An 18,435-nucleotide genomic window follows, 5' to 3' on the forward strand; every position below is an offset into this window, starting at 1 on the left:
AGAAATCGGACACTTAACACAACTAAATTTTAATGAACACAACTAATTTCGCACTTCGCCATATTGGTCCTAGAGAAGAAGACCAAAACCAAATGTTAAAAACAATTGGTGTAGATTCTTTAGATCAGCTTATTTTTGAAACACTTCCTGATGGAATTAAATTAAAAAAACCATTGGATTTAGACGAGCCAATGAGTGAATATGAATATCTAACTCATATTCATGAGCTTTCTAAATTAAATAAAACATATAAAACATATATAGGACTTGGGTATCACCCAACTATTTTACCTCCAGTTATTCAACGTAACATCCTTGAAAATCCGGGATGGTATACAGCCTACACACCATATCAGGCAGAAATTGCTCAGGGACGATTGGAAGCTTTATTAAATTTCCAAACCATGGTTGCGGATCTTACAGGAATGGAACTTGCAAATGCTTCTCTTTTAGATGAAAGTACAGCTGCAGCAGAAGCCATGAGCTTATTGTTTGCTGTTAGAGAGAGAGACCAAAAGAAAGCTGGTGTCAATAAGTTCTTTGTTTCTGAAAATATTTTACCTCAAACACTTTCTTTACTTCAAACTAGATCAACTCCAATTGGTATAGAATTAGTAGTTGGAAATGAAGATACTTTCGATTTTTCAACTGAATTTTTTGGAGCTATTCTTCAATACCCTGGAAAAAATGGGCAGGTTACAGACATTAAGTCTTTTATTGAAAAAGCCAATAATGCTCAAATTAAAGTTGCCGTTGCAGCAGATATTTTAAGTCTTGTGATGCTTGAAGCTCCTGGTAAATTTGGGGCAGATGTTGTAGTTGGAACAACGCAACGCTTTGGAATCCCTATGGGTTACGGTGGACCTCATGCTGCTTATTTTGCAACTAAAGACGCATATAAAAGAGATCTTCCAGGACGAATTATTGGTGTTACCAAAGACATGAATGGTAACCGTGCTTTACGAATGGCTTTGCAAACACGTGAGCAACATATTAAACGTGACAGAGCTACGTCAAACATTTGTACTGCACAAGTATTATTAGCAGTAATGGCTGGAATGTACGCTGTTTATCACGGACCAAAAGGTTTGGAGTTTATTGCTAAAAGGGTTCATTCTACAGCTACTACGGTTTCTAATGCCATAGAGAAGTTAGGTTTTAAACAAACAAACACATCATATTTTGATACCATAAGCATTCAAGCCGATGCATCTAAAATAAAAGCCCTTTCAGAAAAAAATCAGGTTAACTTCTTTTATCCAGATGCCAATACAGTTACTATTTCAATTAATGAAACGACTAACTTAAAAGATACCAACCAGATTGTTGCCATTTTTGCTGAAGCCGCTGGAAAGGAAACTATAAAAATAACATCTCTTTCGCAAGACAACTATATTTCAGAAAACCTTCAGAGAAGATCAGAATTTTTAAACTTAGATGTTTTTAATTCTCATCATTCTGAAACGGAATTGATGCGTTATATCAAGAAGTTAGAGCGTAAAGATTTGTCTCTTAATCACTCGATGATTTCCTTAGGATCTTGTACCATGAAATTAAATGCAGCGGCTGAAATGTTGCCTATTAGTTCACCTAACTGGGGAAGCATCCATCCTTTTGTTCCTATAGAGCAAGCACAAGGATATCATACCATTTTGAAAGAATTGGAAGACCAATTAACAGAAATTACAGGCTTTGCTGCTACCTCACTACAACCTAACTCTGGAGCACAAGGCGAGTATGCTGGATTGATGGTTATTAAAGCTTATCATGAATCTCGTGGAGACCATCATAGAAATATTTGTTTAATTCCTTCTTCTGCACACGGAACTAATCCGGCAAGTGCAGTTATGGCTGGAATGAAAGTAGTAGTTACAAAATCTACAGACAAAGGAAATATTGATGTTGACGATTTACGTCAGAAAGCAGAGTTGCATAAAGATAATTTATCATGTATTATGGTAACGTATCCATCAACACATGGCGTTTACGAATCTGCCATCATGGAAATTACGCAAATAATTCATGATAATGGCGGGCAAGTTTATATGGATGGAGCTAACATGAATGCCCAAGTAGGATTAACAAATCCTGGAAATATTGGTGCAGATGTTTGTCACTTAAACCTACATAAAACCTTTGCAATTCCTCATGGAGGTGGGGGTCCTGGAGTTGGTCCAATTTGTGTTGCCAAACAATTAGCACCATTTCTACCAGGAAATCCAATTATTAAAACTGGAGGAGATCAAGCTATTACAGCTATTTCTAGTGCACCTTTTGGTTCCGCTTTAGTATGTTTAATTTCTTATGCTTACATTAAAATGTTAGGTGCAGAAGGTTTAACACAATCCACTAAAATTGCTATTTTAAATGCCAATTACATCAAACAACGTTTGCAAGGCCAGTTTGACACCTTGTATTCTGGAGAACGTGGTCGTGCAGCACACGAAATGATTGTAGATTGTAGGCCTTTTAAAGCTAATGGTATTGAAGTATCTGATATAGCTAAGCGTTTAATGGATTACGGCTTTCACGCGCCAACAGTATCTTTTCCAGTTGCTGGCACTTTAATGATAGAACCTACAGAGAGTGAGAGTAAAGCAGAAATGGATCGTTTTTGTGATGCCATGATATCCATTAAAAAAGAAATTGATTTAGCAACTAAAGACGATGAGAACAACGTATTGAAAAATGCGCCTCATACCTTAGAGATGTTAACAGCTTCCGAATGGCTCATGCCATACTCAAGAGAAACAGCAGCTTTTCCGTTAGAATATATTAGAGACAATAAATTCTGGCCAACTGTAAGACGTGTTGACGATGCTTATGGAGACAGAAATTTATTTTGTACTTGTGCTCCAATAGAAGAGTATATAGATGCATAATTTTTAAAAGTTTATAAATTAAAAACCCTCTAATTGAGGGTTTTTTTATTGCTAAAAAAACAATAAAACCATCTTTTATTGAAAATTTGATAAATTATTATGAATTATTTAAAAATGAATACGCAAACAATTTATTTATGTTTAATTTAGCATTAGCCCAATATATAATAGCAAACGAATGGCAGTAAAAATAACAGGAACTGGCAGTTACATTCCTAAAAACATAGAAAGAAATGAGGATTTTATTCAGCATAAATTTCTAAATGAAGATGGTTCTACCATAAACCATCAAAACGATGTTATTATAGAAAAATTCAAAGCCATTACCGGAATTGGTGAACGTCGATATGCCGAAAATCATCTTACAACTTCAGATCTTGCATTTTTTGCAGCTCAAAAAGCTATTGAAGATGCTAAAATAAATCAAGAAGAGCTCGATTATATTATTGTGGGTCATAATTATGGTGATGTTAAGCACAATGCAGAACAAAGTGATACAGTTCCAAGTATTGCTTCTAGGGTGAAGCATCTTCTTGGAATTAAAAATCCAAAATGTGTGGGTTACGATATTCTTTTTGGATGCCCTGGTTGGAACGAAGGTGTTATACAAGCCAATGCTTTTATAAAATCTGGAATTGCAAAAAAATGTTTAGTCATAGGTGCTGAAACCTTATCTCGTGTAGTCGACAAACACGATAGGGATTCCATGATTTATAGTGATGGCGCAGGAGCTGTTATTGTTGAAGAAACCGACAAAGAAGGAGGAATAATAGCGCACGAAACTGCTACCTACGCTTTAGATGAAGCACATTTTATTTATTTTGGAGAAACCAACCATCCAGAGATAACAGATAAGCGCAGATATATAAAAATGTATGGTAGAAAGATTTATGAATTCGCATTAAATCATGTGCCTGCCGCTATGAAATCTTGTTTGGATAAGAGTGGTTATGGTATTCATGATTTAAAGAAAATTCTAATTCATCAAGCCAATGAAAAAATGGACGAAGCCATTGTACAACGTTTCTATAAACTTTATAAAACGAACATGCCAGAAGGTATTATGCCAATGACCATAAATAAACTTGGAAACTCTAGTGTGGCAACTATTCCAACTTTATTCGATTTAATTTTGAAAGGCAAACTTGAAGGTCATTCAATTAATAAAGGTGATGTGATTATGTTTGCAAGTGTTGGAGCCGGAATGAATATTAATGCTATTGTTTATAAATATTAACCCTAAAAAGATTTTTTTTCACGGAAACTAAAATGAGGTTAAAGCTTCCCAAGACATGTTATGTACGAAAACTCCTTTCCAAATAAACGTTTTAAACACACATCTCAATTTCTTCAAAAACACATTTCTACCAATTCTGAAATATTAGATTTGGGGATTGAAAATCCGTTTACAAAAATCATGAAACAACATGGTTTTAAAGTGACAAATACCCGAGGGGAAGATTTAGACATAAACACTACAGGCATTGAAAACTCGGATGCAAATGTGGTAACCGCTTTTGAAATATTTGAACACCTACTCTCCCCTTTTACCGTTTTAAAAGCTATAAAAGCTGACAAACTTGTTGCCAGTGTGCCTTTAAAATTATGGTTTGCTTCTGCCTATAGAAGTAAAACAGATATGAGAGACAGACATTATCACGAGTTTGAAGATTGGCAATTTGATTGGCTTTTAGAAAAAGCTGGCTGGAAAATAATAGACAGAGAAAAATGGACTAATCCTACTAAAAAAATTGGAATCCGACCAATTTTACGTTGGTTCACACCTAGATATTATATTGTTTATGCGGAAAGAATTGCACAAATCCCAAAAAGCTAAAAACCAAATTCCAAAAAGACACAAATTAAGTTTAACTTTGAATCTTAAACTTTAAACCTTGAATTTCTACATTGTCATTCCAGCCCATAATGAAGAAACTTGTATCAAGCAAACTCTTGATTCTTTGGTATCCCAAACCTTATTACCAAAACAAGTGGTGGTTGTTAATGACAATTCTACAGATAATACAAAGCAAATTGCTGAAGAGTTTACTTCAAATCACAACTGGATCTCTTTAATAAACACGACTTCTTCAGACAAACACTTACCAGGCTCTAAAATTATCAATGCCTTTTATAAAGGTTATGAAACATTAGATCAAGACTACGATGTGATTTGTAAGTTTGATGCCGATTTAATTTTTCCAACTAATTACTTAGAACAATTAGCTCTTCATTTTAAAGAAAATCACAAACTTGGAATGGCTTCTGGGTTTTGTTATATTGAAAAAGACAAGCAATGGGTATTAGAAAACCTAACGAGAACAGATCATATTCGTGGCGCTTTAAAAGCTTATAGAAAAGCTTGTTTTGAACAGATTGGCAAACTAAAACCATCTATGGGATGGGACACGGTTGATGAGTTACTTGCAAGATATCACGGCTGGGAACTACTTACAGACAAAACGCTTCATGTAAAACATTTAAAACCTACTGGAATTAGTTACAACAAAGCTTCTAAACACTTACAAGGAGAAGCCATGTATAAAATGCGTTATGGTTTTATCATTACACTAATTTCAGCTTTAAAATTGGCTTATAAAAAAGGCAACCTCAGTTTGTTTAATGATTATATGGCTGGTTTTTTTAAAGCAAAGAAAGAAAAGCTTCCGTTTTTAGTTTCAAAAAAACAAGGAGACTTTATCAGGAAAGTTCGCTGGAAAGGCATTATTAGAAAGCAAATTTCAAAAAAATAAAAAAGTTGAACATAATCAAGACCTTTCAAGTTTAAAAAACCTGAAAGTCTTGATTTTTTTTTTAAAAGCTCCTATTTCAATAATTAGCTGAAACTTTATAAAACTTCAATATTTCTATGCCTAAACTAGTAGGCTCTGAAATTATATACCCCAAATTTAATACTTCAAAAATTTGATGTTTTTAGCTGCACCAGAAGTCATTTCAAGTTTTAAAACATAAACCCCATCACTTAAATAGGGCAGGTTAAATAATTTTGAGTCTAAACTTTTAAAATTATTAACTTGTTTCCCATCAATAGAATAAATATAAGCTGCTTTAATATCGTTTAAATTATCTACTCCTATTAATTGCAGGGTATTAGTATTTTTATCAAATTTCACATATACAGATTGGCTCTCTTCTATGCTTGATACACTCAACGTTTCATTTTGATAAACTATGGAAAATCTGTCATTAAAAGTTCCGGCATCAAAAACAAATGACACATCTTCTGATGTTAAATTATAATAGTTGTTTTCCAAGTCATCTTTTAAATAGATATCTGTATTTTCAGGAAAATTTAGAGTTCTATTCAATCCAATAGTATAGGTCCCTGGAGTTGTAACTTTTACAGACAATGGTATGTTATCTTCAAAACTAAAACGATTTAAACCCTGTATAACTAATAAATTATCTGTTGTGTACCATAACATCTTGTCTGGGTAATTACTATAGTCAATAGCATCGTAGCCCTTATCAAAATTTTCCGTAGCCCTATCGTCATATCCCAGAGCTATCTCTCTAGATCTGCCCAATGGATCTGTAAAATCTAACCAAAGTTTGGTTCTTGTATCCGTTGCAATATTAGTAGTCTCTTCTCTATAAAAAACAGATCCATTATTAGATTCTTTAGCAAAAGCACGTTGTGTATTTTTAAACTTTAAATTACCATTATTAACAATACTTACAAAAAAACCTTGCCCTACGGCAATATCTTCCTTTGGAGCTCCTTTAGAAGTTAAGCCACCATTATCTAATTGAGAAACTGCTGCAACTCCTGCCAATATATTACGAACAGCATAACCTCCTTGATAATCTCTAGTTATATGGGTATTGTTTGATTCGAATTGTTCATAAAAATACAAGGTACCATTTGTAACATCTAAATTATCCTCAATAAACCTCTTTACATTTAAAGCAGATGGATAAGGGTTTCCTACAAGAAAATCGTATCCTGCAGTAACTGGATACGTGTAATTTCCATTGTTAGCTTCACCTGAAAACACATATTCTTCTTCTGAATTGGTAGAACCAGACCCTTTCATGGTATAACCAATTCCAGGTAAAACAGGTGTGGTATTACCTAAGGAAAGCCAACCATAATATCCAATAGCTGAAGAAGCGTTATAACTATATAACCATCTACTACTTAAAGTGATTGGAGTTGTATTTGGATTTGCATTATGTGCTGAATGAAAAGAAACTGGTAGATTATTTTGCTCTAAAAAACCAATTTGCCAAGAGCCATTTCTATTGACTGGTGAACTCCAGTAATTATAATTATATAAGTTTGTTGTTCCTTGTTGTCTAATTTTAATTTTTCCTGTTCCAGAATTATTGTTATCTCCTGCATGATTTTGAATAATTTGTGCTTCTCCCAATAAGTCTATGGTACCATTATTAACTATAGTGTTTTCAACTGAAAGTTCTACGCCATCAGCAACTTCTAAAATAGCTCCAGCCTCTACCTCTATTTCTCTAACGTAGGCATTTTGGTTTAAAACAGCTTTATTTCCAGCTTTTATCAATAATTTTAAACATTTATCAGAATCGTTGTTAGGAGCATAATTTACTCGTGAGCCATTATAATACTGACTACCATTCCAAACTATTTGATCTACATAACGCAAAGTAAAATAATCGCAATCGTCAAAACCTAAACCATCCGTATCATATACATATTCTGTGTCAGTTTCTGTTAAATAGTATACATTTACAGAAGACCCAGTAAAACTAGGATTATTAGCAACAACTAACTCTAATTTAATACAACCTGAAGTTGAGTTTAAATTAAGGTCACTTTTCTTTATATTAACTCTAAATTTACTATTAATACCAATAGGCTCACTAACTCTCCACATGGTATCGATATATTCTTTGTAATCTCCCGAGCCGTTTAACGAAAAACTATAAGTTGCATTTTTATTGTTTTCTCCCCAAAACAGAAATCTATTATCTGCTAATCCAGATTTACTAATTCTAATGATTCCAGTTCCCTGAGAATCTAAATGCGCATTAGCATTATCAATTTTCCCAATACCAGCTACGTGATGATCAAAATTACCGTTATCAACATTGTCCTGTTTATAATAATCGTCAGCAATACTTAAATTATATTTTGCAGCCAAATAGTTGTTTACAATAATGCGTTGTGCTTCATTTATAACACTATTATACATAATAATCTCACCCATTTCTCCTTTAAAAAAGTAGTCAGGAGTACTCTCATTCCTTCCAGCGCCCACTCTAAATGGCTTATTCCCATTTGGCTGCATTCCCTGATTGGAATTTGTGTTCAAGTTATTATTTATAAATAATTGCTTCCCATTAGATCCATTTTTATAATTTAAGCTCTGAATAGACCAAGATTCTGCAGTTGATTGAGAGTCTCCTGCTGTTCTCCAATCATTATCCTCTCCTGTCCAAAACGACCAGTTATTAGAATTAGGAACAGCATAAAGCATAAATCCATATTTTTTATCAGCCCACCACCAATGAGTATATTCATCACGACTAGACAAAACTGTTTTATAATTAGAAGACTGCAATACCTTTGTTGCTGAAAAAACACTAAATTCATTCGGGTTTAAATTATTCTCGAAAGATTTTTGAAAATAATTACTTGTACCGTTAAATGTATAAGCATTATACCCGTTTACGGTATTTGAGTTTAATACAGCTCCGGCCCCATCTGTAAAATCATATCCTTTTCCAGATTGATCGGCCCATTTATTATTAGTATTACCGTCAATATCAGGATTTAACCATAAGACTAGATTTGAAGTTCCATCGGTAGAACCAACACCTCCAGGGCCAGTTTGTGAGAATATCGTATTTGAAGAGAAACAGATTGCAATAAGCAACACGTATTGTAGATATTTTATCATGCTAAATTTGGGTTAATTTTCAGCGTGCAAAAATACTTTGAAACAGTCGTATTAGAATGGTTTTTCTTGGGTTTTAGTTGAAAAGCAGATATTAACGTTATCGGAAATTTAAACCTAAAAATATTGTTAAAAATCCCTTCATAAAGGACCTTTTCAGACTTTAAAAACCAAAAGGTCTGATTAGAGAATGTCAGATAAAGTAATTTAAAATGATGAGATTTTCTTTTTCTTATCTATGAGCAAACAAAAAATGGCTAAGTTAATTAAAACTCCATTTTTTAAAATCTGCTGAAGCTTCCAGTTTATTTTCTATAACATCTTCTAATTCTGGAAAGAAATCTATTCCTGTAAGTTTTTCGATAGAATCTACAGGAACTACAAATTTGTACAAAGGACGTTTAGAATTCTCGTGAGGCACTAAAAAAGCAATCATTTTTATTTTTCCTGAGTTGGTATCTATTAAAATTTTATAAAACTGATTTGGAACTGAAACCTCTTCCTCTCCAATGGTTTTTAAGTTTTCTTCTAGAATGCCTCCAGTAATAACATACACCCCATTGTATTTACTTGCCCAATATCTTACTTTCTGTTCTAGGGTGTTCCAAATTCCAGAATTAAATGCGTGATTTTGAGGACTTATATTACTGGTTAAAAACGTTTCATTAAAAGCTTCTTGACTGTATGTTCTATCTCCTGCCGGACATAAATGGCCTCTATCGTAACCAGACTTTTTATAATTACGCCAATGTGCTGCTCCTGTTTTTACGGCTGGGTCAATTTCAAAATAAGGACGTTTGTAATTAATATTAGAGAGATGTTCTTTTTTAAGTTCATAAGCAACCCATTCAGCTTGTTCATGAGGTTCGCTATAAGATAAAGAATATCCTTCATGATGCACTATTTGTCCCGTAGTACTTGTTGGTAAGAAGAACTCATTGGTATCCGTTTTAACCGTTTTACCAGCTACTACTATATCTTGTTGTTCTTTTTCTTCTACGTAATGTTCATAGAAAAGAACTCCTAAAAAAATAATAGCAGCTATTAGAGAATAAATGGTGCGTTTGTTCATTTAAAAAACAGCAAAAGCAAATACTTTGGGTTTATATTGAGGTTGCATTTATTTCAAACTAGCCAAACTAGCCTTCAAGGTTTCTATTTTAGCCAAGGCATCAGTTTCTTTGTTTCGCTCGTTCTTAATAACTTGCTCTGGGGCTCCTGAAACAAAACGTTCGTTTGATAATTTCTTCTGAACGGACTTTAAGAAGCCTTCTGTATATTTAAGTTCTTGGTTTAGTTTCTCAATTTCAGCATCCACATCAATTGCTCCAGCCATTGGAATAAAATATTCGTTAGATTTTACTCTAAAGGTTAAAGCGCCTTCTACAGCATTTGAAGTATAATCTATACTTTCTAAATGACCTAGTTTTACAATAACCTCATCGAAAGTAGTTGCCGATTTTTCATTATTTATCACTGAAAAACCAATAGCATCTTTAAAAGCAATATTTTTTTCTTTTCTAATGGTTCTAATTCCTGAAACCACCTCTTGAGCAAATTCAAATTCTGAAATAAGGTTTTCATCAATTGGTTTGGTTTCTGGCCATCTTGCAATAATCAGAGCTTCTTCTGTTGTTCTTTCAGAAATATACTGCCAGATTTCTTCAGTAAGAAACGGCATAAATGGATGTAATACTTTTAAAATATCTTCAAAAATTACAACAACACTCTTTAAGGTTTTAGCATCAATAGGTTGCTGATAGGCAGGTTTTACAATCTCCAATAACCAAGAAGCAAAATCGTCCCAAATTAATTTATAGGTCGACATTAAAGCATCGGACAATCTGTATTTGCTATAATGATCTTCAAGGTCGATGAGTGTTTTTTGAAACTTCGCTTCAAACCATTCAATAGCAATCTCGCTCGATTTTGGTTGTGGAATAGAATTATCAACTTCCCATCCATCTACCAATCTAAAAGCATTCCAAATTTTATTAGCAAAGCCTTTTCCTTGGTTACATAAAGCTTCATCGAACATTAAATCGTTTCCAGCAGCCGAGCTTAATAGTAAACCAACCCGAACCCCATCTGCGCCATAATCGTCAATAAGTTTTAAAGCATCAGGAGAATTCCCAAGAGATTTGCTCATTTTTCGTCGTTGCTTATCTCTTACCAATCCAGTTAAATACACATTATTAAATGGTTTTTCATCTTTATATTCGTATCCGGCAATAATCATTCTTGCTACCCAAAAGAATAAAATGTCTGGACCAGTTACTAAATCGTTGGTTGGATAATAATAGTTTATATCTTCGTTTTCTGGATGTCTTATTCCATCGAACACACTTATTGGCCATAACCAGGAAGAGAACCAGGTATCTAAAGCATCTGTGTCTTGACTTAAGTCTTTAGCTGTTATCTCTTGGTTGTTGGTTTTCGTTTTTGCTAATTCAACAGCCTTTTCGATAGTTTCTGCTACCACAAAATCATCTTTTCCGTCGCCATAGAAGTAGGCTGGAATTTGTTGTCCCCATAGTAATTGTCTAGAAATATTCCAATCGCGAATATTCTCCATCCAATGTCTGTAGGTGTTCTCAAATTTCTTAGGAAACAACTTGATTTCAGCATTTTCTCCTAAAACGGCATCGATAGCAGGTTTTACCAGATCTTCCATTTTTAAGAACCATTGGTCGCTTAATCTTGGTTCGATTACAGCTTTGGTACGTTCGGAGGTTCCTACTTTATTTATATGTGTTTCGGTTTTAACTAAAAAGCCTTTTTCTTCTAATTCTTTTGAAATTTCTTTTCTAACAACAAAACGATCTTTTCCTTCGTAATGCATTCCGAAGCTATTTAAAGTGGCATCGTCGTTAAAAATATCAATAACTTCTAATTTGTGTTTATCGCCAAGATTCTTATCATTTTCATCGTGAGCAGGCGTTACTTTTAAACATCCTGTTCCAAATTCCACATCCACATATTCGTCTTCAATAATTGGAATGACGCGATTACATAATGGCACAATGGCTTTTTTCCCTTTTAAATGAGAAAAACGCTCGTCGGTAGGATTAATACAAATAGCGGTATCTCCCAAAATAGTTTCGGGACGTGTAGTTGCAATAGTCACTTTTTCGTCGCTTCCTTCAATAGCATATTCCAGATAGTATAAGAGTCCTTGACGTTCTTCATGAATTACCTCTTCGTCTGAAAGTGTGGTTTTTGCTTCTGGATCCCAGTTGACCATTCTGTAGCCTCGATAAATTAGACCTTTGTTGTGCAAATCGACAAAGACTTTAATTACAGCTTCAGACATATCGTCATCCATTGTAAATTTAGTTCTGTCCCAGTCACAAGAGCAACCTAATTTTTTAAGTTGTTCTAGGATTACGCCACCATATTCGTGCGTCCAATCCCAGGCATGGGCCAAAAACTCTTCGCGTGTTAAACTATTTTTGTCTATTCCTTGTTCTTTTAGTTTGGCAACCACCTTTGCTTCTGTTGCTATAGACGCATGATCTGTTCCTGGAACCCAACACGCATTTTTACCTAACAAACGTGCGCGACGTATTAAAACATCCTGAATGGTATTATTTAACATGTGCCCCATATGCAAGACTCCTGTTACATTTGGTGGAGGTATTACAATGGTATATGGCTCTCTTTCGTCTGGTGTAGAATGAAAATAATTATGTTTCATCCAGTAGTTGTACCATTTACTTTCTACTTGACTGGCATCATATTTTGATGGAATTTGCATACTTTGGAATAGTTTTTGAAATATAACATGCAAAAGTACTTATATTTATTTTTTTATAAAATTATCTGGATGTATAATGTCCCTTTATATAAGTTTAACATTATTATAACTGTGTCATACGTCTAAAAATTTTGTAAAATACTTAAAAAGTAAGTAAGTTTACCAACTTATAAATAATAAAATTATGAAACATTTATTTACAGTATTGTTCATCAGTTTGTTGAGTTTCTCTGTTTCTGCTCAAGAAAAAGCAGCAAAAATTGAGTTTAAAACAGATGTTATTGACTACGGAACAATAGACAAAGGAGCTGATGGTGTTCGTGTATTTGAGTTTACAAATACCGGAAATGCCCCTTTAATTATTTCTAAAGTTAATTCCAGTTGTGGATGTACGGTTCCAAAAAAACCGGAAGGACCAATTTTACCTGGTGAAACTGGTGAAATTCAAGTAAAATACGACACAAACCGTGTTATGCCAATTAGAAAGACTATAACTGTAATTTCTAATGCAGATACACCAACTGTAGCTTTAAAAATTAAAGGAGAAGTTATTGATCCAAGCAAAACAAGTGTTCTTGAAAAAAAGAGTGAAAGTGTTATGCAACAATAATTGCTAATTAAAATTTACAAAAAAGCCATGATTTTTAAAAATCATGGCTTTTTTTATGGCTTAAAAACATCTTTTAAATAAAATACAAAGACCAACACCACACCTTCTCTTTCTATTTCAAGTTTAATGCGTTGACCATCTTTATCGTAAAACATGTGCATAACCTCTTGAAGGGTATATCTATCTGTAGATTTATTATTTATAGACAACAGCACATCCCCAATCATTAATCCGGCTTGATGTGCTGGAGAATCTTTACGAAGTTCCACAATAGAATATGCAGGTTTTAAAGTAAGTTTATACTTGGTACTTAAAACAACAGATGTTTTAGAAGCATTGTTTTCACTTCCCAGAAAACTACCTTCAGATAAATAATTATAATCTTTTTGTCTAATTAGCCTTACAGCATTTTGTTCTAATTCTATCCCACTTTTATTATAACTAAAGGGATCTTGAAAGTGCCTATTCTTATCAAATGTCATAGTTTTATTTGGGTAATCTACAATCAGGTTAAAACGCTTTAAGACATTTCCAGCAATACTCCCATTTCTATCTTTATGTTGTTTTACATAAACTAAAGATTCAGGATCTGGAAAAGACACATTCACATGGTTTAGGTTGAAATGATTAATTGAAAACCCATCTATCTTAGACCGTTTTCCATAAACACTTCCTGTTAATCCATGCCCTAAAAAATCATCAAAAAACACCTTTCCTGCCTCAATCCCTAAACTATCATCTTCAAAAAGCCATAACGCATCGCTTCCTCCAGAATCTATCAATAGCTTAACAGGAATCTGTTTTTCTTTTATCTTAACTTTTGCATAAACGTAAGGCTTGTTTTTATAAAACTCCATATTCAATGTTTCACAGGAACGACAGGCTTTGTAGTTATAAACATCGGGATTTGTTAGTCTAATATATTTAGAGGTATAATTTATTTCAACTACAAAATCTTTAAATAAATCATAACCAATTATTCCGTGTAATGGAATACCTAATCTTGGTGCAAAATTGAGATTGGGATTATACACTGCAAATAACTCTTGATTGATATTAATGGCGTCGCCTACTTTTAAAATATTACCTTTAGATTTTAAAGCTTTAATGGCTTCCCCTTCACCTAAACCTCTTAAAAAAAAAGTTTCGGTATTCTTAATTTGAAGAGTATCTGTAATGTTTAAGAAGTTAAAAATAATAGATTTATTAACCCCTGTATCTAACAAAAAAGACAATTCAATGCCATTAATTTCAACTGGAATGATAATAAGATTATTAATAAGCTTAAAGCGAATCTTATCAGATTCCTTTTTATTTTGAATAACAAACTTGCCTTGAGAAAAACCTAGATTAATAAAAGAAATAGCTAATAAGATAATCCAGATATTTTTTTTCATAAGCTACAGAAAAGTGTTTAAACTTAAATTTACGAAACTTTTGACATGAATTTTCATTTAGTACGTTAATTTAAAAAAACTTTAAGATAAATTTCGGAACTTTGTTTTCTTAATTTAACTGTATCATGCCAAGTATATCAAAAAAAGGGCAGCACATGCCACAATCGCCTATTAGAAAGCTAGTTCCTTATGCTGAAATGGCATATAAACAAGGAAAAACGGTCTATCATTTAAATATTGGACAACCAGACATTAAAACTCCTGAAATAGCTTTAGATGCTGTTAAGGTACATTCATTGGAAATTTTAGCATACACAAGATCTGAAGGCTCTGACGAATACAGAACTAAAATTGCTAATTATTATAGCAAACATGATATCCACCTGACTAAAAGTGATATTATTGTAACTACTGGTGGAAGCGAAGCCTTAATGTTTGCTTTTGGAAGTGTTATGGATACTGACGATGAGGTAATAATTCCAGAACCATTCTACGCCAATTACAATGGATTTTCCACAGCTTCTGGTGTAAATATTGTGCCTGTAATCTCTAAAATTGAAGATAATTTTGCTTTACCTCCAATTGAAGAATTTGAAAAATTAATTACTCCGAAAACTAAGGCTATTTTAATTTGTAATCCTGGAAACCCTACGGGTTACTTATATTCCAAAGAAGAGATTAAGAAATTAGCTCATATTGTTAAAAAACATAATCTCTTTTTAATTTCAGATGAAGTTTATAGAGAATTTGCTTACGATGGCGTACAACACTATTCCATCATGCAAGAAGAAGATATTGCAGAACATGCTATTATGATTGATTCTGTATCTAAACGCTATAGTATGTGTGGTGCTAGAATTGGTTGTATTGTTTCTAAAAACAAAGACGTTATTTCTACAGCTTTAAAATTTGCTCAAGCAAGATTAAGCCCTCCAACATTGGCACAAATTGCAAGTGAAGCTGCTTTACAAACACCTCAAAGTTATTTTGATGATGTTATTGAAGAATATGTTGCACGTAGAAACACTTTAATTTCTGAATTAGAGAAAATTGAAGGTGTAAAAGTAGCAAAACCAAAAGGAGCTTTTTATTGTATTGTCGAACTTCCTGTTAAAAACTCTGATGCTTTTGCTCAATGGCTTTTAGAAAGTTTCGACGTAGATGGAGAAACAATTATGGTTGCTCCTGCAGCTGGTTTTTATTCTACTCCTGGAGTTGGATTAAACCAAATTAGAATTGCTTATGTTTTAAACCAAGGGAGTCTTATTAAAGCTGTTAGCATTTTAAAAGAAGCCCTGAAAGTATATAAAGATTAGTGCAAATTAAACACAACATATCTTTAAAACCATACAACACCTTTGGCATAGATGCTTTAGCTAGACATTTTGTAACCATTCAAAGTGTTGAAGAACTGAAACAAGCTCTTACTTTAAAGAACCATCCTGAAATTTTTATTTTAGGTGGTGGCAGTAATATGCTACTAACAAAAAATATTGATGCCCTTGTATTACATTTAAACATCAAGGGCATTTCTATTATTTCTGAAGATGACCAATTTGTAATTGTTCAAGCTCATGCTGGTGAAAACTGGCATGAATTTGTACTTTGGTGTTTGGAGAATGATTTTGGAGGGTTAGAAAATTTATCATTAATCCCAGGGAATGTGGGTTCTGCTCCCATACAAAATATTGGAGCTTACGGGATTGAATTAAAAGATGCTTTTGTGTCTTGCGAAGTGCTAGATATTAAAACAAAAACCTTAAAAACTTACACCAAAGAGGACTGTAAGTTCGATTATAGAAACTCCATTTTTAAGCAAGAAGAAAAAGGAAAAAGCATTATTTGTAACGTAACTTTTAAACTTTCTAAAAAAAATCATAAGCTTCATACTTCTTATGGTTCTATTTCCAATCAACTAGCTGAAATGAAGATTGTTCATCCCACCATTCAGGACGTATCGAAAGCTGTTATAAAAATTAGACAAAGTAAACTTCCAGATCCAAAAAAAATTGGTAATAGCGGTAGTTTTTTTAAAAACCCCGTTATTTCAACAAACGCGTATTCAAAATTAAAAGAAAACTTTCCAGACATTCCAGGATATACAGTATCAGACACCGAAATAAAAGTTCCAGCTGGTTGGTTAATTGAAAAAACAGGCTTTAAGGGAAAACAATTTGGGGATTATGGCGTTCATAAAGAACAAGCTTTGGTTTTGGTTAACTATGGAACCGCTAATGGCAATGATATTTTAGAGTTGGCTAGACTAATTCAAAAAACAGTCAATCAACTTTTTAACATAGCCATCCAAGCAGAGGTAAATATTATCTAAATAAGCATATAAGTATCACTTTCAAACAGATGTCAATTCAATTTCAATTAAAACAAAAAGCTAAGTTAAGTTCAAATTAAAAAGAAATCTCTAACTTTGAACTTATTTACATCATTATAACCCATAATTAACTAAGCTTGAGCACACCCATTGAGACGGAAATTGTTAGCTTACTCCAAAAAGGAGATAAAAAAGCCATTACCCTGTTATACGAAAATTATGCAGACGCTCTGTATGGTGTCATTTTAAAAGTATTGAACGACGAGGACTTAGCCCAAGATGCGCTTCAAGAAACCTTTATTAAGATTTGGAAAAATGCCAAATCTTATAATGTAAAAAAAGCTAAACTTTTTACCTGGTTATATAGAATTGCTTATAATACTGCCATTGATAAAGTTCGATCTCAAACAAATAAAACTAATAAGGAAGTCCAAATTGAAGCTTCAAACGTATATAAGTTAACATCGGAGAGTTTAAATCAAGATGTTATGGATATTAAAACCCATCTTAAATCTATAGATGAAAAATATCAAATTGTTATTAATGCACTCTTTTTTGAGGGTATGACACAACAAGAAGCAAGTGACGAATTAGATATTCCACTTGGAACCATTAAATCGAGATTAAAAATTGGATTACGTGAATTGAAAAAAATTTACAATCCGGAATAAAACGAGTCATGAATGATAAAATAATTACATTTTTAAATTCTGACCTATTAGAAAAATATCTTTTAGGTGAAACTACTTCTGCTGAAACAGAAAAAGTTGAAATATACCTTTCACAATACCCAGAAGTTCAGAATGCATACAACACATTACAAACTAATTTAGAAATAGCTTCTAAAAGTCATGCTGTTGAAGCTCCAAAACACATTTTAAATACTATTTTAAATGAGTTAGATAGTGCTCCTGTTATAAATATAAAGTCAACAAAAAAATATAAAAAGTGGTACCATTTAAGTATTGCTGCTAGTTTTGCCGCTTTAATTTTTGCAGGAAGTTCGTTTGTGTTTTTTACACAAAACCAAAATTTAAAAACTGAAAATCAGAAAATTGTTGATGAAATCTACGATTTAAGAAATGATATTAGCCTAAACAACAATAGACTGAATGATATCATGCAACAATTTAAACAACTTAATAATCCAGAAACTGAAAAGTACATTATTAAGGGCAACAATAGAGCTAAGAACCTTAAAACTGTTGCATACATAAACCCTAAAGATAAAACTTCCATGATAGATGTGGTTTCTTTACCACAACTACCAGAAGAACAATGTTATCAAATTTGGGCAGAAATGCAGGACAAAATGGTTAGTCTAGGAATTTTAAGCGAAACAGATAGAGAGCTTAAGCAAATTCCTTACACAGAAAACGCTCTAGGCTTAAGTATTACTATAGAGAATAAAGGTGGTAACCAAACTGGTTCTAAAGAAAACTCTGTAGCAGAAATAGCCCTTCAAAAACACAATTAAAAAGTTCACTCAACTTTTTAACCTAAAGCCTCACTTTAAAATAATAAAGTGAGGCTTTATTATTAACTATTGTCATTAAAAATCTG

Annotated in this window: 13 protein-coding genes; 9 read left to right on the forward strand and 4 right to left on the reverse strand. The window is 32.9% G+C overall.

Going from position 1 to position 18,435, the window contains the following annotated elements; translation table 11 throughout:
• Positions 1-32: 32 nt before the first annotated feature.
• From gcvP to OS191_RS07865, 4 genes are all read left to right on the forward strand, one after another.
• Positions 33-2,882, forward strand: a complete 2,850-nt coding sequence (gene gcvP, locus OS191_RS07850) for an aminomethyl-transferring glycine dehydrogenase (RefSeq protein ID WP_267155150.1) — start codon at positions 33-35, stop codon at positions 2,880-2,882.
• A 178-nt stretch (positions 2,883-3,060) separates the two neighbouring features.
• Complete coding sequence (locus OS191_RS07855; protein WP_267155151.1) at positions 3,061-4,119, forward strand: 3-oxoacyl-ACP synthase III family protein; 1,059 nt, start codon at positions 3,061-3,063, stop codon at positions 4,117-4,119.
• Positions 4,120-4,179: 60 nt separating this feature from the next.
• Positions 4,180-4,719: a methyltransferase gene (locus OS191_RS07860; protein WP_267155152.1), complete on the forward strand. Its 540-nt coding sequence runs from the start codon at positions 4,180-4,182 to the stop codon at positions 4,717-4,719.
• 58 nt (positions 4,720-4,777) lie between these two features.
• On the forward strand, positions 4,778-5,635 hold the full coding sequence (locus OS191_RS07865; protein WP_267155153.1) for a glycosyltransferase family 2 protein: 858 nt from the start codon (positions 4,778-4,780) through the stop codon (positions 5,633-5,635).
• 156 nt (positions 5,636-5,791) lie between these two features.
• Here the strand turns inward: OS191_RS07865 and OS191_RS07870 are convergent, their stop codons facing one another.
• The 3 genes from OS191_RS07870 to OS191_RS07880 all read right to left on the reverse strand — a co-directional run bounded on the left by OS191_RS07870 (position 5,792) and on the right by OS191_RS07880 (position 12,536).
• Positions 5,792-8,782, reverse strand: coding sequence for a T9SS type A sorting domain-containing protein (locus OS191_RS07870; RefSeq protein WP_267155154.1), 2,991 nt, complete (start codon positions 8,780-8,782; stop codon positions 5,792-5,794).
• Between the two features lie 259 nt (positions 8,783-9,041).
• A complete protein-coding gene (locus tag OS191_RS07875) occupies positions 9,042-9,851 on the reverse strand; it encodes a DNA/RNA non-specific endonuclease (protein WP_267155155.1) in 810 nt (269 codons plus the stop codon).
• Between the two features lie 48 nt (positions 9,852-9,899).
• Positions 9,900-12,536: a valine--tRNA ligase gene (locus OS191_RS07880; protein WP_267155156.1), complete on the reverse strand. Its 2,637-nt coding sequence runs from the start codon at positions 12,534-12,536 to the stop codon at positions 9,900-9,902.
• Between the two features lie 184 nt (positions 12,537-12,720).
• Here OS191_RS07880 and OS191_RS07885 point away from each other — a divergent pair, with 184 nt between their 5' ends.
• Positions 12,721-13,146 carry a DUF1573 domain-containing protein gene (locus OS191_RS07885; protein ID WP_267155157.1) on the forward strand — a complete coding sequence of 142 codons (426 nt, stop codon included), beginning with the start codon at positions 12,721-12,723 and terminating at the stop codon, positions 13,144-13,146.
• 53 nt (positions 13,147-13,199) lie between these two features.
• Here OS191_RS07885 and OS191_RS07890 read toward each other — a convergent pair whose 3' ends face one another.
• The gene (locus OS191_RS07890) at positions 13,200-14,543 is read right to left on the reverse strand and encodes an aspartyl protease family protein (protein WP_267155158.1); all 1,344 of its coding nucleotides are present in this window, start codon (positions 14,541-14,543) and stop codon (positions 13,200-13,202) included.
• Between the two features lie 125 nt (positions 14,544-14,668).
• On the opposite strand from OS191_RS07890, the gene OS191_RS07895 reads away from it, so the two are divergent.
• From OS191_RS07895 to OS191_RS07910, 4 genes are all read left to right on the forward strand, one after another.
• The gene (locus OS191_RS07895) at positions 14,669-15,859 is read left to right on the forward strand and encodes a pyridoxal phosphate-dependent aminotransferase (RefSeq protein WP_267155159.1); all 1,191 of its coding nucleotides are present in this window, start codon (positions 14,669-14,671) and stop codon (positions 15,857-15,859) included.
• Positions 15,859-16,872, forward strand: coding sequence for a UDP-N-acetylmuramate dehydrogenase (gene murB, locus OS191_RS07900; protein ID WP_267155160.1), 1,014 nt, complete (start codon positions 15,859-15,861; stop codon positions 16,870-16,872). The genes OS191_RS07895 and murB overlap by 1 nt, the downstream gene beginning before the upstream one ends.
• A 137-nt stretch (positions 16,873-17,009) precedes the next feature.
• Positions 17,010-17,543 (forward strand): RNA polymerase sigma factor, encoded by a 534-nt coding sequence (locus OS191_RS07905; RefSeq protein ID WP_267155161.1) that lies wholly within the window; start codon positions 17,010-17,012, stop codon positions 17,541-17,543.
• 8 nt (positions 17,544-17,551) lie between these two features.
• Entirely contained in the window at positions 17,552-18,349 is a 798-nt protein-coding gene (locus OS191_RS07910) for an anti-sigma factor (RefSeq protein ID WP_267155162.1), read from the forward strand.
• The last annotated feature ends 86 nt before the right edge of the window (positions 18,350-18,435 follow it).

It is taken from the genome of Xanthomarina sp. F2636L, from assembly GCF_026410195.1.
In the GTDB taxonomy this organism is placed as follows: Bacteria; Bacteroidota; Bacteroidia; order Flavobacteriales; family Flavobacteriaceae; genus Xanthomarina.

Bases quoted from the DNA above. Each gene is read 5' to 3' on its own strand.
- OS191_RS07880 (WP_267155156.1), bottom strand. From the start codon at position 12,536: ATGCAAATTCCATCAAAATATGATGCCAGTCAAGTAGAAAGTAAATGG.
- OS191_RS07855 (WP_267155151.1), top strand. From the start codon at position 3,061: ATGGCAGTAAAAATAACAGGAACTGGCAGTTACATTCCTAAAAACATA.
- OS191_RS07910 (WP_267155162.1), top strand. From the start codon at position 17,552: ATGAATGATAAAATAATTACATTTTTAAATTCTGACCTATTAGAAAAA.
- OS191_RS07860 (WP_267155152.1), top strand. From the start codon at position 4,180: ATGTACGAAAACTCCTTTCCAAATAAACGTTTTAAACACACATCTCAA.
- OS191_RS07890 (WP_267155158.1), bottom strand. From the start codon at position 14,543: ATGAAAAAAAATATCTGGATTATCTTATTAGCTATTTCTTTTATTAAT.
- OS191_RS07870 (WP_267155154.1), bottom strand. From the start codon at position 8,782: ATGATAAAATATCTACAATACGTGTTGCTTATTGCAATCTGTTTCTCT.
- OS191_RS07875 (WP_267155155.1), bottom strand. From the start codon at position 9,851: ATGAACAAACGCACCATTTATTCTCTAATAGCTGCTATTATTTTTTTA.
- OS191_RS07895 (WP_267155159.1), top strand. From the start codon at position 14,669: ATGCCAAGTATATCAAAAAAAGGGCAGCACATGCCACAATCGCCTATT.
- OS191_RS07885 (WP_267155157.1), top strand. From the start codon at position 12,721: ATGAAACATTTATTTACAGTATTGTTCATCAGTTTGTTGAGTTTCTCT.
- gcvP (WP_267155150.1), top strand. From the start codon at position 33: ATGAACACAACTAATTTCGCACTTCGCCATATTGGTCCTAGAGAAGAA.